The following is a 21,350-nucleotide window of genomic DNA, read 5'->3' on the forward strand; positions in this document are numbered from 1 at the left end:
CCGGACATTAGTTTTTCTAAACCAAATTACTTCACCTTAGAAAATCTCAATCGTGATACAGCGCGCAAATCGCTACTCTTTCGCCACCAATTTCAGGGGGCGTTTGTGTTACTGCATATTCTTTATCTTATCGGCATTACTGCTGAAGCCATGACGGGTGCGCTGGCTGCCGGGCGTCGGCGCATGGATACGTTTGGCGTGATCATCATTGCCACGGCGACCGCACTTGGCGGTGGGTCGGTGCGCGATATTCTGTTAGGCCACTATCCGCTGGGCTGGGTAAAACATCCGGAGTACGTGATTATTGTCGCCACGGCTGCGGTGCTGACCACTATTGTGGCCCCGGTGATGCCCTACTTGCGTAAGCTGTTTCTGGTTCTGGATGCATTGGGCCTGGTGGTGTTTTCCATTATTGGCGCACAGATAGCGCTGGATATGGGGGAAGGACCGATTATCGCCACCATTGCTGCCGTAGTGACCGGCGTATTTGGCGGCGTGCTGCGCGATATGTTTTGTAAACGCATTCCGCTGGTCTTCCAGAAAGAGCTTTACGCTGGCGTGTCGTTTTCCGCCGCCGTGCTCTATGTTGCGCTACAGCATTACGTGAGTAATCACGATATCGTGGTTATCGCTACCCTGCTGTTTGGCTTTACGGCCCGCCTGCTGGCGCTGCGCCTGAAGCTGGGCTTACCGGTGTTTTACTACAAACACAACGCGCACTGAATTTAAAACCCGGGTATTTTCTGGTCGGCAAGCCACTGCGCCAGACAGGAAATATCCGGGTGATGTACCGCGCTCACCATGCGCTGCGCCCGCGTGCTTCCCATACCGGGAAAACGTTGCCAGCCTTGCTCATCTCGCGCCACTATCTCTTCCCAGCGATTATCCGCCAGCGCCCCCAGCGCCGCCCTGTTAAGCGGTAAACCCAGTGCCGTCGCCCACCGTTTGAAAGGCTGCTGACGAACCAGATTGAACTGATGCCAGAGCTGTGCGGCGCGCGAGGGCGTAACCCCGGGCGTATTGCGCAACTGCTCCGGCGTCAGCGCCAACCATGAGAAGATATGCGTAAAATTGTGCGCCTGATGCAGCGTCTGCCAGCCTGCGCGACCAAGACCATCAATATCGAAAACCGATTTCGACCCCAGCCATTCGAGCCGGGCCATAAACTGCTCCTCGCAGCCGGGAGTAGCGTAAAAACAGGTGAGCGCATTGTATTTCTGCGCAGGTGGCGTCGGTTTCGCGCGCTGAGTGCTTCGCCAGACAACGCTATCAATGCGAGGGATCCCCTGCCCGGCAAGGCTTATCAATACCTGATCGCCCGCCGCAATATCCAGCGTTTGCCAACGCGCCAGGGAGCCAACATTCACCCGCTGCACCTGTTTATCATCCAGCGTTACTGACAAGAGTTGCGCCACGACGGCAATTTTCCCGGTACGGCCCACCGTGAAATTGATGGCTTTCACCTCGGCAACCTGAGAAGCAGGTTTATATTTCCAGGCCGCGACCCAACTGCCCTGTGTCGGTAGCCAGTGTTTCCCCTCCGGCTCAATGGCAGAACGAATCACCACGCCATCTGTAACAAACGGCAGCGGTGTTGTAAACCAGCGATCGCGCCATTCGATTATCTCTTCCAGCCGCGTCACATTCTGTGAATAACGCTGAACCAGAGGAAACCCCGCCTGACTTAACAGCGTCAGACGTTGCTCCATTTTTTGCGGCCCATCCGGCCACGCCCAGATAAATACGCCCAACTGGGTCAGCGTGTTGCTTTCCCCTTGTTGCATCATCGCCCCGGCGACTTTTGAACGCGCATTCATGCCGCCCATCTGCTTCTGAATATGCCCCTCACGCAGCAGGAACAGCTCGCCCTGAAGGACGGCGTCCGCCAGCGCGCCGGATGTCGTTTGCGGTATTGAGGGGATCTGCCGGACCTTTTCCGTCCAGTCTTCCCCTTTCAGCCCGTTTCCCCGGCTGATTGCCTGTGCCAGCTTACCGTGGCGATAGACCAGGGTGACGGCGACGCCGTCGACCTTCGGCTGGATCCAGAGATCCTGTTTTCCGGCCATCCACTGCACCAGCGCCTGTTTATCCGCCAGCTTCCGCACGCCGGTATGCGCCACAGGATGATTAACCGTACCGCTGATAGCAGGAGACGTCAGGTCGCTGTGCGTCGCAGAAGTAAAACAGCGCTGCCACTGGGCCAGTCGCGCGCTTAGCTGGTCATAGACGCCGTCGCTGACCTCGCTGGCTCCCTGCTGCCAGTACGCCTCATTCCACTGCCTGAGTTGTGCATTAAGCTGCGCAATTTCTTGCTCTGCCCTGGCTGGAGACCACACCGGACAAAGCGCCCAGCTCTGCGTCATCCACAACATTACCCCTAACAAAACGCCTGTCCGTCGCCACATATTCAGCCTCCTTTGCGTAATGCAGAGGGTATAGCCTGGAGCTTCGCCCGCTGGCGAGAGGCAAAAGAGGATCTTTCGGGCATGCTTCCAGAATTTTTGTCTTGTTGCTGCAACTGAGGGAGAAAACGGGAAAACAGTACGCAAAATGCAAGAAACTGGCGCAAAAAGTGTGACGAAGGCTACGTCACGCAGCGGCGACGTGTATAATAGGCTCGTATGTAAGCTCACTTTCGTTTAACACATACATAAGATTCTCATGGCTCAAGGCACGCTTTATATTGTTTCTGCCCCCAGCGGCGCGGGTAAGTCCAGCCTGATTCAGGCTTTGCTAAAAACCCAGCCGTTGTACGATACTCAGGTTTCCGTTTCGCACACCACGCGCGCGCCGCGTCCGGGTGAAGCGCACGGTGAACACTACTTCTTTGTGAATCATGATGAGTTCAGAACCATGATTAGCAATAATGCCTTTCTTGAGCATGCAGAGGTTTTTGGCAATTACTACGGCACGTCACGCGAAGCCATTGAGCAAGTGCTGGCGACGGGCGTAGATGTTTTTCTGGATATTGACTGGCAGGGCGCGCAGCAAATTCGAGAGAAAATGCCGCAGGCACGCAGTATATTTGTCCTGCCGCCGTCGAAGCTTGAGCTGGATCGCCGTTTGCGCGGTCGCGGTCAGGATAGCGAAGAGGTTATTGCAAAACGCATGGCCCAGGCAGTTGCAGAAATGAGCCATTACGCCGAATATGATTATCTTATTGTGAATGATGATTTCGACACCGCTATCGGCGATCTGAAGACCATCATTCGCGCTGAACGTCTGCGGATGAGCCGCCAGAAACAGCGACATGACGCTTTAATCACCAAACTGTTGGCAGACTGAACTCACTTTCAGTATCATGCCCAGTCCTTTCTTCATCTGTGGAGCATTTTAAGTATGGCACGCGTAACTGTTCAGGACGCTGTAGAGAAAATTGGTAACCGTTTTGACCTGGTACTGGTCGCCGCGCGTCGCGCTCGTCAGATGCAGGTAGGCGGAAAGGATCCGCTGGTACCGGAAGAAAACGATAAAACTACCGTTATCGCGCTGCGCGAAATCGAAGAAGGTCTGATCAACAACCAGATCCTCGACGTGCGCGAGCGCCAGGAACAGCAAGAGCAGGAAGCCGCTGAAATACAAGCCGTTACCGCTATTGCTGAAGGTCGTCGTTAATCACAAAGCGGGTCGCCCTTGTATCTGTTTGAAAGCCTGAATCAGCTGATTCAAAACTACCTGCCGGAAGACCAGATTAAGCGTCTTCGGCAGGCTTATCTCGTTGCACGTGACGCTCACGAGGGTCAGACACGTTCAAGCGGTGAACCCTATATCACGCACCCGGTAGCGGTGGCCTGCATTCTGGCCGAGATGAAACTCGACTATGAAACGCTGATGGCCGCGCTGCTGCATGATGTGATTGAAGATACCCCCGCCACCTATCAGGACATGGAACAGCTGTTTGGCAAAAGCGTTGCCGAACTGGTGGAAGGGGTCTCTAAGCTGGATAAGCTTAAATTTCGCGACAAGAAAGAGGCGCAGGCCGAAAACTTTCGCAAGATGATCATGGCGATGGTGCAGGATATCCGCGTCATTCTCATCAAACTCGCTGACCGCACTCACAATATGCGCACGCTGGGGGCTTTACGCCCGGACAAGCGTCGCCGCATCGCCCGTGAAACCCTCGAAATCTATAGTCCGCTGGCGCACCGTTTAGGTATCCATCACATCAAAACCGAGCTGGAAGAGCTGGGCTTTGAAGCGTTGCACCCGAACCGCTATCGCGTGATTAAAGAGGTGGTGAAAGCCGCGCGCGGCAATCGTAAAGAGATGATCCAGAAAATCCTCTCTGAAATCGAAGGGCGTTTGCAGGAAGCCGGTATCCCCTGTCGCGTCAGCGGTCGCGAGAAACATCTTTACTCGATTTACTGCAAAATGGTGCTCAAAGAGCAGCGTTTTCACTCGATCATGGACATTTACGCGTTCCGCGTCATTGTTCAGGATGCCGACACCTGTTACCGCGTGCTGGGCCAGATGCACAGCCTGTACAAACCGCGTCCGGGCCGCATGAAAGACTATATCGCCATTCCGAAAGCGAACGGCTATCAGTCCCTGCACACCTCCATGATCGGCCCGCACGGCGTACCGGTGGAAGTGCAGGTGCGCACCGAAGACATGGATCAGATGGCGGAAATGGGGGTCGCGGCGCACTGGGCTTATAAAGAGCATGGTGAAACCAGCACCACGGCGCAAATCCGCGCCCAGCGCTGGATGCAAAGCCTGCTTGAACTTCAGCAAAGCGCCGGTAGCTCCTTTGAATTTATCGAGAGCGTTAAATCCGATCTCTTCCCCGATGAGATTTACGTTTTCACGCCGGAAGGCCGTATTGTTGAACTTCCTGCTGGTGCGACGCCAGTCGACTTCGCCTACGCGGTACATACCGATATCGGTCACGCCTGCGTCGGTGCGCGCGTGGATCGCCAGCCGTATCCGCTGTCGCAGCCGCTCACCAGCGGTCAGACCATTGAGATTATTACCGCGCCGGGCGCACGTCCTAACGCGGCCTGGCTGAACTTTGTCGTCAGCTCGAAAGCACGCGCCAAAATTCGCCAGCTGCTGAAAAACCTCAAGCGCGACGACTCGGTGAGCCTTGGCCGACGTCTGCTCAATCACGCGCTGGGCGGTAGCCGCAAGCTGGCTGAGATCCCACAGGAAAGTATTCAGCGTGAGCTTGACCGCATGAAGCTTGCTTCGCTGGATGATTTACTGGCAGAAATTGGTCTGGGCAATGCAATGAGTGTGGTGGTGGCGAAAAATCTCCAGCAGGGTGATGCGACAACCCTTCAACCGAGCAGCGGGCATTTGCCGATCAAAGGCGCAGATGGCGTGCTGATCACGTTTGCCAAGTGCTGCCGTCCGATCCCCGGCGATCCGATCATCGCGCACGTCAGCCCCGGTAAAGGTCTGGTCATTCACCATGAATCCTGCCGAAATATTCGCGGCTACCAGAAAGAGCCGGAGAAGTTTATGGCGGTTGAGTGGGATAAAGAGACCGAGCAGGAGTTTATCACCGAGATCAAAGTGGATATGTTTAACCATCAGGGCGCGCTGGCGAACCTGACGGCGGCGATCAACACGGCGTCCTCAAATATCCAGAGCCTGAACACGGAAGAGAAAGATGGCCGCGTCTACAGCGCCTTTATTCGCCTGACCGCGCGCGACCGCGTGCAGCTGGCGAATATTATGCGCAAAATTCGCGTGATGCCGGACGTCATTAAAGTCACCCGTAACCGAAATTAGCGTATGAATCCACAACGTTATGCGCGTATACGCGAGATGCTCGCCAGACGTCAGCCCGATCTGACGGTGTGCATGGAGCAGGTGCATAAACCTCATAACGTCTCGGCGATTATCCGTACCGCTGACGCCATCGGCGTGCATGAAGTTCACGCCGTCTGGCCGGGCAACCGGATGCGCACGATGGCTTCCGCTGCGGCGGGAAGCAACAGCTGGGTTGAGGTCAAAACTCACCGCACCATCGGCGATGCCGTTACGCATCTGAAAGGCTGCGGTATGCAGATTTTAGCGACCAACCTTTCCGACAAGGCCGTCGATTTTCGCGAAATCGACTATACCCGGCCCACCTGCATCCTGATGGGGCAGGAAAAAACCGGTATTACTCAGGAAGCGTTAGCCCTCGCGGACCAGGATATCATCATTCCAATGGTCGGCATGGTGCAGTCGCTTAACGTCTCCGTCGCCTCCGCATTGATCCTCTATGAAGCGCAGCGCCAGCGGCAAAACGCGGGCATGTACCTGCGTGAAAACAGCACCCTGCCGGAAGAAGAACAGCAGCGCCTGCTGTTTGAAGGCGGCTATCCGGTACTGGCACGCGTCGCAAAGCGCAAGGGCCTGCACTATCCGCGCGTCAACGAGCAGGGCGAGCTTGATGCAGACGCCGCATGGTGGTCAACCATGCAGGCCGCAGGCTAAATCATGCAGGGCCGGTTGCTGGACGCCATCCCGCTTAGCTCCCTGACCGGCGTCGGCGCGGCGCAGAGCAGCAAGCTGGCAAAGATTGGCCTGCATACCGTGCAGGATCTGCTTTTACATCTCCCGCTGCGCTACGAAGACCGCACTCAGCTTTATCCCATCGGTGAGTTGCTGCCCGGTATTTACGCCACCGTGGAAGGCGAAGTGCTGAACAGCAATATCACCTTCGGCGGTCGCCGGATGATGACCTGTCAAATCAGCGACGGCTCCGGCATCCTGACCATGCGCTTCTTCAACTTCAACGCGGCGATGAAAAACAGCCTCGCCACCGGGCGACGCGTGCTGGCCTACGGGGAAGCAAAACGCGGGAAGTACGGCGCGGAGATGATCCATCCCGAGTATCGCGTACAGGGCGATCTCAGCACGCCGGAACTCCAGGAGACGCTGACGCCGGTCTATCCGACGACGGAAGGCGTGAAACAGGCGACGCTGCGTAAGCTGACCGATCAGGCGCTGGATCTGCTGGATACCTGTGCGATTACCGAGCTGTTACCACCGCAGCTGGCGCTGGGGATGATGACGCTGCCGGAAGCGCTGCGCACCCTGCACCGTCCACCGCCATCACTGCAACTGGCCGATCTGGAAACGGGCCAGCATCCCGCGCAACGGCGTCTTATTCTTGAAGAACTGCTGGCGCACAATCTCAGCATGCTTGCGCTACGTGCAGGTGCTCAGCGCTATCATGCGCAGCCGCTCAGCCCGCAGGATGAGTTAAAAAACCGTTTTCTCGCCTCCCTGCCCTTTAAACCGACCGGCGCACAGACGCGGGTAGTGGCGGAAATCGAACATGATATGGCGCTGGACTTTCCGATGATGCGCCTGGTGCAGGGCGATGTCGGCTCAGGCAAAACGCTGGTCGCCGCCCTCGCCGCGCTGCGCGCTATCGCGCACGGCAGGCAGGTGGCGCTGATGGCCCCGACTGAGCTGCTCGCCGAACAGCACGCCAACAACTTCCGTAGCTGGTTTGAACCGCTCGGTATTAACGTCGGCTGGCTGGCGGGCAAGCAAAAAGGCAAAGCGCGGCTTGCTCAGCAGGAGGCGATTGCCAGCGGACAGGTGCAGATGGTGGTGGGTACCCATGCCATCTTCCAGGAACAGGTGCAGTTTAACGGCCTGGCGCTGGTGATCATCGACGAACAGCACCGTTTCGGCGTCCATCAGCGGCTGGCGCTGTGGGAGAAAGGCCAGCAGCAGGGTTTTCATCCCCATCAGTTGATCATGACCGCCACGCCGATCCCGCGCACGCTGGCGATGACGGCTTACGCCGATCTGGATACTTCAGTCATTGACGAACTGCCGCCGGGCCGCACGCCCGTTACTACGGTTGCCATTCCGGACGCCCGGCGTAGCGATATCATTGACCGCGTGCGCAATGCCTGTACCACCGAAGGGCGGCAGGCGTACTGGGTTTGTACGCTCATTGAAGAGTCTGACCTGCTGGAAGCACAGGCCGCAGAAGCGACGTGGGAAGAGCTGAAGCTGGCGCTGCCGGAGCTTAATGTCGGCCTGGTGCACGGGCGGATGAAACCGGCTGAGAAACAAGCCGTCATGCAATCCTTTAAGCAGGGCGAACTGCACTTGCTGGTGGCGACGACGGTGATTGAAGTGGGCGTGGACGTGCCCAACGCCAGCCTGATGATTATCGAAAACCCGGAGCGTCTGGGACTGGCGCAGCTTCACCAGCTACGCGGACGCGTCGGGCGCGGCGCGGTGGCCTCCCACTGCGTGCTGCTTTACAAATCGCCGCTGTCCAAAACCGCGCAAAAACGGTTACAGGTCCTGCGCGACAGCACCGACGGTTTTATCATCGCGCAAAAAGACCTCGAAATTCGCGGACCGGGTGAACTGCTGGGTACGCGGCAGACCGGCAACGCCGAATTTAAAGTCGCCGACTTGCTGCGCGATCAGGCGATGATCCCCGAAGTTCAGCGCCTGGCACGCCATATTCACGAACGTTACCCGCAGCAGGCGGTCGCGCTGATTGAGCGCTGGATGCCGGAAACGGAACGCTATTCGAATGCCTGACGCTATGTGCCGCACGCCAGTTCCGTCAGCACATCCTCAATCTGAATCGTAATAATCTCGACCGCATTAAGCGCATCCTGGGCGATACGCGCCGCAATGTCCTCTTCCGGCTCGCCGCGCAATTTTTCTGCCGCCGCCTGCACACCCTCCAGTATTTTTCCTGGCGTTAATGCCCCGTACAGAAATACCCAGTTCTCTTGCGACCAGGCGTCGGAATAGCTTAAGGGATGGTACCAGCCAGCGCCGCCCCCGAGGATATTGTCATCGCAGGCATAGATGAGATGCGCGGCATATTGCAGGGCGCATACCGCTTTGCCGACGGAATCCAGCGACCACCAGCGGGACCAGATGATGCGCATCACCGGCGCGGTACCGCCAATATCATTGAATACAGACAGCCACGAGAGCGAAACGCCAAAACCACGCTCGTTATCCATTCGCGCCAGCATCGTGTCGATAATAAAAGCGCGCACCTGCCGACGCTGGCTGGCATCCATCATTTCCCGCCACAGATAAGGTCGCCGCAGCGCCTGGAGTAGTGATTCGTCAAAATGATCGCGGTCGGCATCTTCTAACAGCCTTTCACGCCATTTAGCCAGGCACAGAGGAAATAAATAGCGGAACAGTTCTGGCTGCATCGGTTCGTTGTAAACAAGGTTCAACACGTAATAGCAGCTCAACTGATGTTCGGTGATGTCTCGCCAGTCCGTCGCCGCCAGCGCCTGAAGTTCTTTGTCTGCATAGTCAAATTCAGGTTCCCATACGTACCGGACGGGCGGTTCATCGCCGAATATCGCCCGACAACGCTCCTCTACCGTTAACGCTACTTTCTTATTTTTTCGCGACATAGCGCCTCCCTGGCTGACTGTACGGAAGAGTACACCTTGTGCCGGTAGGGTTGTCTATCCTGCGTGTGCTAAACTGCGCGCAATTTTTCTGCTTAAACGAGTTGGTAATGAGACGGGAACTGGCAATCGAATTTTCGCGCGTCACCGAAGCGGCGGCGCTGGCAGGCTATAAATGGTTAGGACGCGGCGATAAAAACACCGCTGACGGCGCGGCGGTTAACGCCATGCGCATTATGCTTAATCAGGTCAATATTGACGGGACCATCGTGATTGGTGAAGGCGAAATCGACGAAGCACCGATGCTCTATATCGGCGAGCAGGTCGGTACCGGCCAGGGCGACGCGGTGGATATCGCGGTTGATCCCATTGAAGGCACCCGGATGACCGCTATGGGCCAGGCGAACGCGCTGGCGGTGCTGGCGGTCGGCGATAAAGGCAGCTTCCTGAACGCGCCGGACATGTATATGGAAAAGCTGATTGTCGGACCGGGCGCAAAAGGCGCTATCGACCTCAATTTGCCGCTGGCCGATAACCTGCGTAATATCGCCGCCGCGCTCCATAAACCGTTAAGCGAACTGACCGTCACTATTCTCGCCAAACCGCGCCATGACGAGACCATTGCCGAAATGCAGCAACTGGGCGTGCGCGTATTTGCCATTCCGGATGGTGACGTGGCGGCCTCTATACTGACCTGTATGCCGGACAGCGAAGTTGACGTGCTGTACGGCATCGGCGGCGCGCCGGAAGGTGTGGTCTCGGCGGCGGTGATCCGCGCGCTGGATGGCGATATGAACGGTCGCCTGCTGGCACGTCATCACGTTAAAGGCGACAGCGAAGAGAACCGTCGCATCGGCGAAAATGAGCTGGCGCGCTGTCAGGCGATGGGGATTGAGGCGGGCAACGTGCTGCGACTCGACGATATGGCGCGCAGCGACAACGTGATTTTCTCCGCCACCGGCATTACCAAAGGTGATTTGCTGGAAGGGATTGGCCGCAAGGGAAATATCGCCACCACCGAAACGCTGCTGATCCGCGGAAAATCCCGCACCATTCGCCGCATCAAATCGATTCACTATCTGGATCGCAAAGATCCTGATGTTCAGCGTCACATCCTCTGAAAATATTTGTCCTGGAGAGCTTTCCAGCCTTGCGGGGCTGGAAATGTTAACGCCGAGCGACGAAGATAAGGTAACGAAACCAAGAGGAGATCACCATGGCGGACTGGGTAACAGGCAAAGTAACCAAAGTAGAATACTGGACCGATGCGCTGTTTAGCCTCACCGTTCATGCTCCCGTTCAGCCTTTCACCGCCGGGCAGTTCACCAAGCTGGGACTGGAAATCGACGGCGAGCGCGTGCAGCGCGCTTATTCTTACGTCAACGCCCCGCATAATCCCGATCTTGAGTTTTATCTGGTCACCGTACCGGAAGGAAAGCTCAGCCCCCGACTGGCTGCGCTGAAGCCTGGCGATGAGGTTCAGCTTGTCAGCGAGGCGGCTGGTTTCTTCGTGCTGGAAGAAGTGCCTGATTGCCAGACGCTGTGGATGCTGGCGACGGGGACGGCGCTTGGTCCTTACCTTTCCATTTTGCAGGAGGGTAAAGATCTGGAGCGTTTCGAGAATCTGGTGCTGGTGCACGCCGTGCGCTACGCGGCGGATCTCAGCTATCTGCCGCTGATGCTGGAGTTACAGCGGCGTTATGAAGGTAAACTCCGTATTCAGACAGTGGTCAGTCGTGAAACCGTCGCTGGTTCGCTGACCGGGCGCGTTCCGGCGCTGATAGAAAGCGGCGCGCTGGAAGAGGCTACCGGATTACCGCTGACGCCTGAGACCAGCCACGTCATGCTGTGCGGCAACCCGCAGATGGTGCGCGATACCCAGCAAATGCTGAAAGATACCCGGCAGATGGCCAAACATTTGCGCCGTCGTCCGGGCCATATGACCGCTGAACATTACTGGTGATCAGCGGAATTTAACGTCCTGCGTATCCTTGCCATACTTATTCTCGCCCTGGGTGCCGATAAACGCGCCCAGTTCGATTAACATCATTACCATCACCAGCGTGGGAATAAAACGCCCCACCATCCACTGCCAGATGCCGGGTAATATTGCCCAGTTACCCGCTAACAGCATCCACGCCAGAATAAACAACAGCGCCCACAGACCCGATTTACCGCGGTCATGCAGACGTTTTACCACCACGGTCGCGGTAGGCCATTGCAGACAAACCAGCGCAAACGCGGCGATTTGCATATCGATCAGGTTGCTGCCCGCGAGGGTAAAAAGGCAAAACATCGCCACCAGCCAGATGACGATCCAAATCCAGAAATCACGGCGTCCAGTGCGCCCTTTAATCGAAAATAACCACTGCTGTAGGGTCATGCATTCTTCCTTATTATGTTATTGCGCATAGTTTACCCTGAAGTCGTCAGTTTTTGACAAGTACGACGGTTATCGTTTTAATCGAAGCAGATTGGTAAAAAGGCGATAGTAATGAAGAGATGGGGAACACTGTTTTTACTCTGGCTGGCGGGCTTCACCGTGAGCGCATTCGCGTTGGCTGAGGAGACCGCCAGCGTGACCGCGCCCTATTTGCTGGCCGGTTCCCCCACGTTCGAACAATCCATCAGCCAGTTTCGGGAAAAATTTAACGCAGACAACCCCGACCTGCCGCTCAATGAGTTTCGCGCGATTTCGGGCGTGAAGGATCGCGTCAATTTGACCCGCGCCGCCAGTAAGATCAACGAGAATCTTTACGCCTCTACCGCGCTCGAACGCGGCACGCTGAAGATCAAATCCATGCAGATCACCTGGCTTCCCATTCAGGGGCCGGAGCAAAAATCGGCCAGAGCCAAAGCTCACGAGTATATGAGCGCCATATTGCGCGTGTTTATCCCGACGATGACCAAAGCGCAAAGCCAGCAAAAGCTGCAAAAACTGCTTACTGCGGGAAAAGGTCAGCTTTACTACGCCGAAACCGATGGTGCCATTCGCTATGTTGTGGCAGATAACGGCGAAAAGGGGCTGACCTTCGCTGTTGAACCGATTAAGCTGACGTTATCGGATAGCAACGAAGGCGACAATAAATGACGAAAAGCAAAGCCTTTGGGGTGATCAATCTCTATACTGACTCACAGACCATGCTGCCCTGAGGGGCGGCAATATTCCCTAACTCGCTTACAGCGTGGAGAATTAAAATGCGACATCCTTTAGTGATGGGTAACTGGAAACTGAACGGCAACCGCCACATGGTAAACGAACTGGTAGCTAACCTGCGTAAAGAGCTGGCTGGCGTGACCGGTTGTGGCGTTGCGATTGCGCCGCCGGAAATGTACATCGACCTGGCAAAACAGGCCGCAGCGGGCAGCCACATTGTGCTGGGCGCGCAGAACGTCGACCTGAACCTGTCCGGCGCATTCACCGGTGAAACCTCTGCCGAAATGCTGAAAGATATCGGCGCAAAATACATCATCATCGGTCACTCAGAGCGTCGTACTTATCATAAAGAATCCGACGAGCTGATCGCGAAGAAATTCGCCGTGCTGAAAGAGCAGGGTCTGACTCCGGTTCTGTGCATCGGTGAAACCGAAGCGGAAAACGAAGCGGGCAAAACGGAAGAAGTTTGTGCTCGTCAAATCGACGCGGTCCTGAAAACCCAGGGCGCAGCGGCATTCGAAGGCGTGGTTATCGCTTACGAACCTGTATGGGCGATCGGTACCGGCAAATCTGCAACGCCTGCGCAGGCGCAGGCGGTTCACAAATTTATCCGTGACCACATCGCCAAAGCCGACGCGAAAGTGGCAGAGCAGGTTATTATTCAGTACGGCGGTTCCGTAAACGCCTCTAACGCTGCCGAACTGTTCACCCAGCCGGACATCGACGGCGCGCTGGTTGGCGGCGCTTCCCTGAAAGCTGACGCTTTTGCGGTGATTGTTAAAGCAGCCGAAGCCGCTAAACAGGCGTAACCGCGGTTGCCGTGAGTGCCGGGTGGCGGCTTTGCCTTACCCGGCCTACGGTCGGTGGTAGACCTGCCGGGTGGCGATGCTGGCGCATCTTACCTGGCCTACGGTGGGTGCGCGTAATCGTACCCCTGTAGGCCCGGTAAGCGCAGCGCCACCGGGCATCACATCTACAGTTTCCCCAGCAGGTTAAACCACACGTAATCCAGCGGCACCAGCAGCAGATACGTCACCACCGCCAGCGCCAGGCACAGCAGCATTCCTGCGCGAGCCGGGACCTTGCCGAGCGCCATCGCTACCACAATCGGCGACGCCTGGTACGGCAGCAGCGGCGTCGAATAGCCCGCCACCTGAATCATAATCACGCTGAGCAGCGGGAACCCCGTCGCATCAGAAAAGCTCTGCGCCAGCGTGGTATACAGCGCCGGCACGCCGTTGGCGGTCATAATAAAATTGAGCGCGGTGGTGATCCCGGTCAGGGCGAGGAAGCTGGTGAAAGGCCGCGCCGGATCCAGCGGCATCACGTGCAGTAACGCATCGCCCACCGCGCCGCCAATCCCCGTTTCCGTCACGGTCAGCGCCAGCCCCAGAATGCCGCCGACGTAAAAGCAGGTGCGCATATTGACGCCGGAGGCGAACTCTTCGCCGCTGATAAAGCCCACGCGCGGCAGCAGCGTTACGCAGGCCGCTGCCAGCCCAACCCAGGCGGGGCCGATACCGTGCCAGCTCTCAGTCACCCATAAAATCAGCACCACCGCCAGCAGCCAGGCGAGGCGTTTTTCCTCGCCGCTCATTGGCGCAGACGGCATCAGTTCACGCGGCGGCTGCGGCTTACCGGGGAACAGCCAGCAGATCAGGCCGATCAGGATAAGCCCCTTAAGAATTCCTAATACCGGCGTGTGCAGCAGCAGGTAGGGCACGTAGTTCAGATGGATACCGTACGCGCCTTCTGCCGCGCCGCTCATCACCAGATTCGGTACGTTGGCGGGCAGAATGGTCGCGGAAAGCTGGAAGGTGCCAAAGCCGACCGCCAGCGCCAGACCACACCACGCGCGGCTGCCGTCCTGAATGCCCGCGCGGGCCGCCATCGCCGCCACAATCGGCATCAGCAGCGCGATACGTCCCATATTGGACGGCATCACAAACGCCAGCGCATAGCTGAGCAGCACCACGCTCGCCACCATCAGTAGCCAGGAATCGGTCAGCTTCGCTGATAGCGCCCGTGCAGCCCTGTCCGCCAGCCCCGTTTTGCGGATCGCCACGCCCAGCACAAAACCGCTGAACACCAGCCAGAAGGCCGACGAGGCAAAGCCGCCGAAAATCACCTCCGGCGGGGCAATTTTGGCGATCATCGCGACGGCAAAAAACAGCAGCGCGGTGATGAACTCCGGCAGCAGCGACGTCGCCCAGAGTAAAATGGTAATGCCAACGACCACGGACGGAAGGAACAGCGGGTGGGTAAGCCAGAGCGACATGCCTGTCTCCTGATGTTTTTTTCAACAAGGATACGGGGACCGGCAGCGTGAGTAAACGCCAGAGTTGGTGGGGCTATCTACGTAACGGACGTTTATTACAGGGATTAATGATAGTGAATTTCGCCGAAGTACTCTGATAATACGTAGTATCGGCAGTACTCAAAAGGCCGGTCGGCCCCGGCCATAAAGGTCTGTCTGGCCACGGATAAGATCGGTTTATTGGCAGCTATCTGTAATTTCTCACACAGATCCGCAGACGGTAAAATGGCCTCGACTTTTTCAATCGCCGAGTCGCTGGTGACCTGCAACAGGGAATAGAGCGAAGTACGCTCCAGCGCATCGGCGGTTAAGGTGAGATCGGGGAAAAAGCTGAGATCGAGATAAATTTTTTCGTGGTTAAACGGACGATTGTTCAGATAACGAATGCGCGAGATATAAAAATAGTGATGATGCGCAGGGAGACTCAAACCATCCGCCTGGGCATCGCGCGCGCGGCGCGGGGCAATCTCCAGAATGCGGTTTTCGACAGCGACGCTGGCATCCTGCAAATCGCTGGTGATGCCGCGAAACGTATGGCCGTAGCTCACCCCTTCTGGCACGGCGCAGACTATTGAACCGCTGCCGCGCTGCGAGGTAATAATCCCCGCGTTAATCAGTTCACTCCAGGCCTGTTTAACGACAATCAACGAGACGTTGTAAGTTCTGGCAACCTCTTTTTGCGTCGGCAACTGGCTACCTAACGGCAACGCGCCGTTCTGGATCTGCTGGCAGATGATAAAAAACAACTGCTTGTAAAGCGGAGTGAAACTTGTCTTATCAACCTGCAAGCGGCCTACCTCACATTCTCAGCCGACAGGGGACGGCTTTCCGCCCCCGGCAGGATGAATACGCTACCCTGCGATTTGTCTGGCCAGTTCTGCCAAATCGAAATGATTCATACGATCTACGGTGGTTAAATAATCGGCAGGAAAGGCGTTCACACCGTGGAATGCGCCGGATAGCGCCCCGACCATGGTGGCGACAGTGTCAGTGTCATTGCCGATATTAACGCCGGAGATAATAGCATCAACGGCGGAATCCGGACAACATGCGAACAGGCCGAAGGCGGCTGGCACAGCCTCGCTGACGTGTAACCCGGAGCCGATAATATTGGCAACGTCCACAATCGCGGTTTCCCAGTGACGATGCCGCTTACCAATATCAACGGCCAGTTCAATACGTCGCGCGACCGAAGGTCCGGCAACCATCATCGCGCCCTGCTCCTGCGCAAGCAGGTATCCGCGTTGCGCACCATACACGCCCGCCGCAATGATGCTGTCGGCACTGGTCTGCGCTCTTAGCGCTTCGCTTGTCGCTGCCGCCATTGCCGCTGCACCTGACATTGCCAGTACGTTGTTGTGCGTAAAACGGCAAATCTGTAACGCGCACTGGATCGCCGCGTCAATATCACCGGGATGCAGCACCGCCGCAGGCCAGATTTTCATTGCCGCCCCGTTGGTTGCTTCGGCGTTGCCTTTATTAATAATTTGTACCGACTGCTTTTCCCCTTCCAGCTCGCCCTGCAACGACGCGCGATTGTCGTTAAAAATGGCCTTCATCGCCGCACGCGTCGTCGGGCCGGTAAAATTAGCGTAGTAGGGATAATCCAGCCATTGCTGGAAAGCCTCGCGCATGGCCTCGTCGCTGACCTCGCGCTGATGACGCAATAGCGCGTCCATGATGTACTTCGCCTGAATAAAGTCATCGGTACACATTCCCGCGTCGTTGCAACGTCCGAAGGTGTCCGCCGGGGGTTTCTGGAACGTCGTCACCCACCCGCCAAAATAGTCCTTAATCTGCTGCTGAGTTCTGACTTCCGTTGCGGCACCCATAGCGTCCGCCGCGGCGGCACCCACCAGACATCCCAGTATTTTATTGCGATCAACGTGCATGGTGACTCCTTATTTCATGGTATTAACTTGCGCCAGCGAACTGCTGGACAAAAAAGTGTTGAGCTGGTCAGGAAACGGCAGCGCGGTCATTGCCCCTTTTGCCGTTACCGCCATTGCGCCGCAGGCGTTGGCGGTGCCGATCGCCTCAGCCAGTAAGGCATGATCCCAGCGGTCAGCCTGAGAGAGGGTAAAAAGCAGGCCGCCGACAAACGCGTCGCCCGCCCCGGTGGTGTCCACCACCTCAACGTGCGGCGCGGGAAAGCGGTATTCCCCCTCAGGGCTGATTAACAATGCGCCGTCATCCCCCAAGGAGATGATGGTGGTCTCACACCCCAGTTCACGCAGAAAATAACGGGCATCCTGCCAGCGGTTAGCTCCGCTTAACTGGCACAGCTCATCAGCAGAGACTTTGCAGATAGACGCCAGCGCGGCGGACTGGGCGATTAGCGCGGGGATCTCACTGCTGTCCCGCCACATGGTGGTCCGTAAATTGACGTCAAACAGAACGTGGCCACCGGCCTCGCGCATCCTTCTGGCCCCTTCCAGGCAGGCTTCACGCGCGGGATGGTCCGTTAAGCCAATCGAGCTGAAGTAGAACCACTGGTTCTTGCAAAAGGGCGGCAGGTCCTGCGGCGAAACATAGGTGTCGGCCCCTGGGTGGACCAGATAGGTAAAGCTGCGCTCCCCGTTGTCCGCCAGATTGACGATCAGCACCGCGCTGGTCAGCGCCGCATCCAGTCTGAGGAAAGCGACATCCACGCCGTTATCCTCAAAAACCTGACGCAGAAAACGGCCGGCATCGTCGTCGCCAAGGCAACCGATAAAACCGCACGCGCCTCCTAAACGGGCCACGCAGACGGCAACGTTCGCCGACGCGCCGCCGGGACATTTCAGATAACTATTTTGCGTCTCCGGGACGAGATCAACAGACGCATCGCCAATTACCCAAATCTTATTCATGTGCGCCTCCTTATGCCTGACGCTGCGCCAGATCGCGCTGAATATCGCGGTAATAGTGGTTATTAATCAGATACTTTTTCATCAGCAGTCCAACCAGCAGATGAAATAGCGCCGGAATAAGCGTCATCATCAGCGCGATACCGGTTAATGAGCGTGCGCTCTGCTCAACGTCGGCCTGATAACCAAAATGGCTCAGCAGGAAGCCCAGCACGCCGCCCGCGACGCCCATACCAAATTTCTGGAAAAAGAGGATGCCGCCAAACGCGAGGCCGGAAACGCGCAGGCCGGTTTTCTTCTCGCCATAATCCACCGCTTCGGCAATGGAGGACCAGAACACCGGCATTTGCATATCACAGAAAAAATTGATGAGGAAATAGAACGCGAATGCCAGCACGAGGTTTTCCCGTCCGACGAAGAAATACATCAGCGCGCTCAGAATAAAGGTGATTAATTGGGTGTAGCGGAACATTTTTATTTTGTCCCAGAACTTCGTCACCCAGGTAGTCGCGATCATCGCCAGAATTGACGCCACCACGCCAGCGGTCAGGAACGGTGAAATCAGGCTATCGCCACCGTTCAGATAATACTTAGCGTAATACGCTGCGACGGAGCCACGAATAACATAGCCGCACATCAGTAACAGAATAACCACCCCCAGAATGATCCACTGATCGTTACGCAGCAGATATTTGAACTGCTTGCCGACGGAGAGTGAGGTAATTTCCGGCTCGCTGCGCTCGCGAGTGGTCAGAAAACAGAAGATAAATAACACTGCGCCCATTGCGCCCATCAATCCCATTGAGAGTTGATAACCGAGCGCTTTATTACCCTGCCCCAGCCAGACGGCCAGCATGGGCACAACGATGGTCACCAGAAAAGCGGCGATCTTGGTCATCACGAAGCGATAGCCGTTGGCGCTCAAACGCTCAACGGGATCGCTGGTAATCACGCCAATCATGGAAATATAGGGGATGGTGATAGCGGTATACACCAGGGTCATCAAAATATAGGTGCCATACGCCCAGGCCAGCTTAGCCATATAGGCCATGTCAGGTGTGATGAACATCAGGTAGACGGCAAAACCAAACGGCAGGGCAAACCACAGCAGCCACGGGCGATAGCGTCCCCAACGCGTATTCAGCTTATCAGTGAGAATGCCCATCGCCGGATCGATAATGGCGTCAATCATGCGCACCACCACCAGCAGCACGCCAACATCTGCGGCCTTCAGGCCATAAATGTCAGTGTAAAAATAAGCCAGCAGCAGCTGCATAGCGATAATCACGACATTTATCGCCATATCCCCCGCGCCGAAGCCGATTTTTTCCACGATAGAAAGTTTCATGTCGATATTCCTTCAGGTGTAAAGGCGAAAACATCTCGAAGAACCCGCAATTTAACATCATGAAATAAAAACGTTTTTATATAGAAACTATCGTATTCACTGTTTACGATGGTTTCAGAGCGAGTATAGCTATCGCCTAAAAGATATAAAGGTATACCTTTATATCTTTTGATCACGCTCACATAATTTTGTATAAATAACCGTCAATGGCGGAGGGATCTCCAGCCAGCAAAGGGCCAATGGGATGGAAAGATCAAGAAGGGATAAAACACAGGAAAATGCCTGTCACTTAACGATAAAGAGACAGGCACTATAGGTAAATTCCAGCGAAGACAGAGGGTTATAACGACGTGGCGTCCCGTCCGCGATTGCCAAACATTGCGCGCCAGTCGCGCACATTTTCCGTTAGTCGATCGTCACGGAACAGCGCGCTACCAGAAACGACCCGGTCAATGCCCTGCGCAATCAGCGGCGGCACCTGTTCACGCGCCAGCGAGCCATCGACGGCGATGATTTTACTTTCCCGCCTGTCGTCCAGCAGTGCCAGCAACCGGGCCAGGCGATCGTGTAAAGCCTCCGCGCTGACTTTGCTACCGTAGCCCGGATTCACCGCCAGCAGTTGAATGACCTCCACCTCGTTGAGCACAGGCACAATCACCTCCAGCGGCGTTGCCAGACACAGGCTGATACCGCGGATCACTGGCATCTCACCGCCGGTCACCGGTACGGTCTGCTGGCCGAGCCAGCTTAGCGTATGATGCAGGTGAATATCGCCTTCCGCCTGGAGCGTGATACAGTGCGCCCCCGCCTTTACGCAGGCCTGCGCCGTAGTCCATTGATCCGCCACCATCAGATGCACATCTTTAAGAAACGCCTGCGGCAGTTGTCCCACTGCCCAGGGGCCGACGGTGAACTGCGGGCAAAAATGGCCGTCCATCAGATCCAGATGCAGCAGCGGCGAGGCCAGGTCTTCAAGCTGTTGCAGATAATGGTGAAGCGAGAGCCACTGCCCGGCAAGGATACCGACGCTGAGCGGATAAGACTTCAGCATCGCCACGCACTGTTCACGGCTGAGTCCGGCAAACTCGCGGTTCATGGGCGCTCCTCAGGGCATCAGGCCGATAAAAACCGTTTTCTTGCGCGGGCCGCTCATCAGTGGTTCGAGCTGCTCTACGCAGGCTTTGTAATGCGGCGTGGTTTTATGCAGCGCGACGGCCTGTTCATCAACGTAAGCTTCATAGATGTAGAACCGCGTCGGTGTATCCGGGTCCTGAAGAACATCAAAACGCAGGTTGCCCTCCTCCTGCACAGAACCGAGATGATTCTGGCGAAAGACATCAAGAAATTGTCCGATTTTGTCCTCATGAACGTTAATTTCCACCAGTGTGACGTGCATTATTCTCCTCCTGTATGCCTGTCTGGACGGTTTACTGCCTGGCCTTTTTCACTAAGAAACAGCTCATAAGCCCGTTCTGCCGTCTCATTTTTATGCACAACGGCATGGACCGCTTTGATCATCGCCACCGGATCCTCCGACTGGAAAATATTACGTCCCATATCCACGCCGCTGGCTCCCTGGTCGATGGCCCGCCAGCACATCTCCAGCGCTTCACGCTCGGGCAGTTTTTTCCCGCCAGCGATCACAATCGGCACCGGGCAGCCTGCCGCAATCCGCTCAAAGCCTTTATCGACGTAATAGGTTTTGATGATTTGCGCACCAATCTCCGCCGCAATACGCGTCGCCAGCGAGAAATAGCGCTGATCGCGGGCCATGTCTTTGCCGACGCCGGTCACCGCCATCGTTGGCATCCCTACCCGCAGTCCCGCGTCGATTAACTGAATAATGTTTTTAATCGACTGGTGTTCATACTCGGTGCCGATATAGACCTGGGCGGCGACGGCGCAGCTATTCAGCCGTACCGCATCGTCCATCGCCACCGCCACCGCTTCATTACTCAGTTCGGTTAAAATCGAATTCGCTCCCGAGGCGCGTAAGACCACCGGTTTATTGGTGGCGGGTGGCACCACGCTGCGCAATATGCCACGGGTACACATCAGGACATCCGTATGTTCAAACAGCGGCGCAATATTAATATCAATCCGCTCCAGCCCGGTGGTCGGCCCCTGAAAATACCCGTGGTCAAAGGCTAACATCACCGTTTTACCAGTACGTGGATTAAAAATGCGCGACAGGCGGGACTGCATGCCCCAGTCCAGCGCGCCACAGCCTTTTAAGGTAAAGGGGGTATTGGTTTGCGGTTTATCGGTATGGAAATCTTTACCGTCTTTGATGTCATCTAAATCAGCCATTATTTACTCC

At 56.3% G+C, this 21,350-nt stretch carries 21 protein-coding genes; 10 read left to right on the forward strand and 11 right to left on the reverse strand.

Annotation, left to right across the window (positions count from 1 at the left end; all coding sequences use genetic code 11):
* The first annotated feature begins 105 nt into the window (after positions 1 to 105).
* Positions 106 to 723, forward strand: a complete 618-nt coding sequence (locus tag INT84_RS15960) for a trimeric intracellular cation channel family protein (protein ID WP_194207584.1) — start codon at positions 106 to 108, stop codon at positions 721 to 723.
* A 2-nt stretch (positions 724 to 725) separates the two neighbouring features.
* On the opposite strand, the gene ligB is transcribed toward INT84_RS15960, so the two are convergent.
* Positions 726 to 2,411 (reverse strand): NAD-dependent DNA ligase LigB, encoded by a 1,686-nt coding sequence (gene ligB / locus INT84_RS15965; RefSeq protein ID WP_370529680.1) that lies wholly within the window; start codon positions 2,409 to 2,411, stop codon positions 726 to 728.
* Positions 2,412 to 2,661: 250 nt separating this feature from the next.
* On the opposite strand from ligB, the gene gmk reads away from it, so the two are divergent.
* From gmk to recG, 5 genes are read left to right on the forward strand one after another with little or no spacing between them, the layout of a single operon-like run.
* Positions 2,662 to 3,285: a guanylate kinase gene (gene gmk / locus INT84_RS15970; protein WP_176920006.1), complete on the forward strand. Its 624-nt coding sequence runs from the start codon at positions 2,662 to 2,664 to the stop codon at positions 3,283 to 3,285.
* A gap of 54 nt (positions 3,286 to 3,339) precedes the next feature.
* Positions 3,340 to 3,615: a DNA-directed RNA polymerase subunit omega gene (gene rpoZ / locus INT84_RS15975; RefSeq protein WP_000135057.1), complete on the forward strand. Its 276-nt coding sequence runs from the start codon at positions 3,340 to 3,342 to the stop codon at positions 3,613 to 3,615.
* A gap of 18 nt (positions 3,616 to 3,633) precedes the next feature.
* The gene (spoT, locus tag INT84_RS15980; protein WP_194207586.1) at positions 3,634 to 5,736 is read left to right on the forward strand and encodes a bifunctional GTP diphosphokinase/guanosine-3',5'-bis pyrophosphate 3'-pyrophosphohydrolase; all 2,103 of its coding nucleotides are present in this window, start codon (positions 3,634 to 3,636) and stop codon (positions 5,734 to 5,736) included.
* A 3-nt stretch (positions 5,737 to 5,739) separates the two neighbouring features.
* Complete coding sequence (trmH, locus tag INT84_RS15985; RefSeq protein ID WP_194207587.1) at positions 5,740 to 6,429, forward strand: tRNA (guanosine(18)-2'-O)-methyltransferase TrmH; 690 nt, start codon at positions 5,740 to 5,742, stop codon at positions 6,427 to 6,429.
* Positions 6,430 to 6,432: 3 nt separating this feature from the next.
* Positions 6,433 to 8,514, forward strand: coding sequence for an ATP-dependent DNA helicase RecG (gene recG / locus INT84_RS15990; RefSeq protein WP_194207588.1), 2,082 nt, complete (start codon positions 6,433 to 6,435; stop codon positions 8,512 to 8,514).
* A gap of 2 nt (positions 8,515 to 8,516) precedes the next feature.
* Here the strand turns inward: recG and INT84_RS15995 are convergent, their stop codons facing one another.
* A complete protein-coding gene (locus INT84_RS15995; RefSeq protein WP_194207589.1) occupies positions 8,517 to 9,362 on the reverse strand; it encodes a hypothetical protein in 846 nt (281 codons plus the stop codon).
* Positions 9,363 to 9,469: 107 nt separating this feature from the next.
* Between INT84_RS15995 and glpX the strand changes: the two genes are divergently transcribed.
* Together glpX and fpr are read left to right on the forward strand one after the other, a co-directional pair.
* Complete coding sequence (gene glpX, locus INT84_RS16000) at positions 9,470 to 10,480, forward strand: class II fructose-bisphosphatase (protein WP_194207590.1); 1,011 nt, start codon at positions 9,470 to 9,472, stop codon at positions 10,478 to 10,480.
* A gap of 95 nt (positions 10,481 to 10,575) precedes the next feature.
* A complete protein-coding gene (gene fpr, locus INT84_RS16005) occupies positions 10,576 to 11,322 on the forward strand; it encodes a ferredoxin--NADP(+) reductase (protein WP_176917062.1) in 747 nt (248 codons plus the stop codon).
* Here fpr and INT84_RS16010 read toward each other — a convergent pair whose 3' ends face one another.
* A complete protein-coding gene (locus INT84_RS16010; RefSeq protein WP_194207591.1) occupies positions 11,323 to 11,742 on the reverse strand; it encodes a DUF805 domain-containing protein in 420 nt (139 codons plus the stop codon).
* Positions 11,743 to 11,853: 111 nt separating this feature from the next.
* Here INT84_RS16010 and INT84_RS16015 point away from each other — a divergent pair, with 111 nt between their 5' ends.
* Both INT84_RS16015 and tpiA read left to right on the forward strand, forming a co-directional pair.
* A complete protein-coding gene (locus INT84_RS16015; RefSeq protein WP_176917060.1) occupies positions 11,854 to 12,450 on the forward strand; it encodes a DUF1454 family protein in 597 nt (198 codons plus the stop codon).
* Between the two features lie 107 nt (positions 12,451 to 12,557).
* Positions 12,558 to 13,325, forward strand: coding sequence for a triose-phosphate isomerase (gene tpiA, locus INT84_RS16020; protein ID WP_176917059.1), 768 nt, complete (start codon positions 12,558 to 12,560; stop codon positions 13,323 to 13,325).
* Between the two features lie 164 nt (positions 13,326 to 13,489).
* On the opposite strand, the gene INT84_RS16025 is transcribed toward tpiA, so the two are convergent.
* The 8 genes from INT84_RS16025 to lsrF form a co-directional block, all read right to left on the reverse strand.
* A complete protein-coding gene (locus INT84_RS16025) occupies positions 13,490 to 14,794 on the reverse strand; it encodes an SLC13 family permease (RefSeq protein WP_194207592.1) in 1,305 nt (434 codons plus the stop codon).
* A gap of 104 nt (positions 14,795 to 14,898) precedes the next feature.
* Complete coding sequence (locus INT84_RS16030; RefSeq protein WP_176917057.1) at positions 14,899 to 15,621, reverse strand: GntR family transcriptional regulator; 723 nt, start codon at positions 15,619 to 15,621, stop codon at positions 14,899 to 14,901.
* A 63-nt stretch (positions 15,622 to 15,684) separates the two neighbouring features.
* The gene (locus INT84_RS16035) at positions 15,685 to 16,725 is read right to left on the reverse strand and encodes an ADP-ribosylglycohydrolase family protein (protein WP_194207593.1); all 1,041 of its coding nucleotides are present in this window, start codon (positions 16,723 to 16,725) and stop codon (positions 15,685 to 15,687) included.
* Positions 16,726 to 16,734: 9 nt separating this feature from the next.
* Positions 16,735 to 17,685 carry an aminoimidazole riboside kinase gene (locus INT84_RS16040; protein ID WP_194207594.1) on the reverse strand — a complete coding sequence of 317 codons (951 nt, stop codon included), beginning with the start codon at positions 17,683 to 17,685 and terminating at the stop codon, positions 16,735 to 16,737.
* A gap of 10 nt (positions 17,686 to 17,695) precedes the next feature.
* Complete coding sequence (locus INT84_RS16045; RefSeq protein WP_194207595.1) at positions 17,696 to 19,030, reverse strand: MFS transporter; 1,335 nt, start codon at positions 19,028 to 19,030, stop codon at positions 17,696 to 17,698.
* A 340-nt stretch (positions 19,031 to 19,370) separates the two neighbouring features.
* Positions 19,371 to 20,126 (reverse strand): epimerase, encoded by a 756-nt coding sequence (locus INT84_RS16050; protein WP_194207596.1) that lies wholly within the window; start codon positions 20,124 to 20,126, stop codon positions 19,371 to 19,373.
* Positions 20,127 to 20,135: 9 nt separating this feature from the next.
* The gene (lsrG, locus tag INT84_RS16055; RefSeq protein WP_194207597.1) at positions 20,136 to 20,426 is read right to left on the reverse strand and encodes a (4S)-4-hydroxy-5-phosphonooxypentane-2,3-dione isomerase; all 291 of its coding nucleotides are present in this window, start codon (positions 20,424 to 20,426) and stop codon (positions 20,136 to 20,138) included.
* Complete coding sequence (gene lsrF, locus INT84_RS16060) at positions 20,426 to 21,340, reverse strand: 3-hydroxy-5-phosphonooxypentane-2,4-dione thiolase (protein ID WP_194207598.1); 915 nt, start codon at positions 21,338 to 21,340, stop codon at positions 20,426 to 20,428. Before lsrF ends, lsrG begins: the two co-directional genes overlap by 1 nt.
* Between the last annotated feature and the right edge of the window lie 10 nt (positions 21,341 to 21,350).

The organism is Superficieibacter sp. 1612_C1 (assembly GCF_015234305.1).
Classification (GTDB): Bacteria; Pseudomonadota; Gammaproteobacteria; order Enterobacterales; family Enterobacteriaceae; genus Superficieibacter.

Coding starts and splice junctions, on each gene's coding strand:
- gmk (WP_176920006.1), top strand. CDS start 2,662: ATGGCTCAAGGCACGCTTTATATTGTTTCTGCCCCCAGCGGCGCGGGT.
- INT84_RS16040 (WP_194207594.1), bottom strand. CDS start 17,685: ATGAATAAGATTTGGGTAATTGGCGATGCGTCTGTTGATCTCGTCCCG.
- INT84_RS16015 (WP_176917060.1), top strand. CDS start 11,854: ATGAAGAGATGGGGAACACTGTTTTTACTCTGGCTGGCGGGCTTCACC.
- glpX (WP_194207590.1), top strand. CDS start 9,470: ATGAGACGGGAACTGGCAATCGAATTTTCGCGCGTCACCGAAGCGGCG.
- rpoZ (WP_000135057.1), top strand. CDS start 3,340: ATGGCACGCGTAACTGTTCAGGACGCTGTAGAGAAAATTGGTAACCGT.
- lsrG (WP_194207597.1), bottom strand. CDS start 20,426: ATGCACGTCACACTGGTGGAAATTAACGTTCATGAGGACAAAATCGGA.
- INT84_RS16025 (WP_194207592.1), bottom strand. CDS start 14,794: ATGTCGCTCTGGCTTACCCACCCGCTGTTCCTTCCGTCCGTGGTCGTT.
- INT84_RS16045 (WP_194207595.1), bottom strand. CDS start 19,030: ATGAAACTTTCTATCGTGGAAAAAATCGGCTTCGGCGCGGGGGATATG.
- INT84_RS16035 (WP_194207593.1), bottom strand. CDS start 16,725: ATGCACGTTGATCGCAATAAAATACTGGGATGTCTGGTGGGTGCCGCC.
- fpr (WP_176917062.1), top strand. CDS start 10,576: ATGGCGGACTGGGTAACAGGCAAAGTAACCAAAGTAGAATACTGGACC.
- recG (WP_194207588.1), top strand. CDS start 6,433: ATGCAGGGCCGGTTGCTGGACGCCATCCCGCTTAGCTCCCTGACCGGC.
- trmH (WP_194207587.1), top strand. CDS start 5,740: ATGAATCCACAACGTTATGCGCGTATACGCGAGATGCTCGCCAGACGT.
- lsrF (WP_194207598.1), bottom strand. CDS start 21,340: ATGGCTGATTTAGATGACATCAAAGACGGTAAAGATTTCCATACCGAT.
- tpiA (WP_176917059.1), top strand. CDS start 12,558: ATGCGACATCCTTTAGTGATGGGTAACTGGAAACTGAACGGCAACCGC.
- INT84_RS16050 (WP_194207596.1), bottom strand. CDS start 20,126: ATGAACCGCGAGTTTGCCGGACTCAGCCGTGAACAGTGCGTGGCGATG.
- INT84_RS16010 (WP_194207591.1), bottom strand. CDS start 11,742: ATGACCCTACAGCAGTGGTTATTTTCGATTAAAGGGCGCACTGGACGC.
- INT84_RS15995 (WP_194207589.1), bottom strand. CDS start 9,362: ATGTCGCGAAAAAATAAGAAAGTAGCGTTAACGGTAGAGGAGCGTTGT.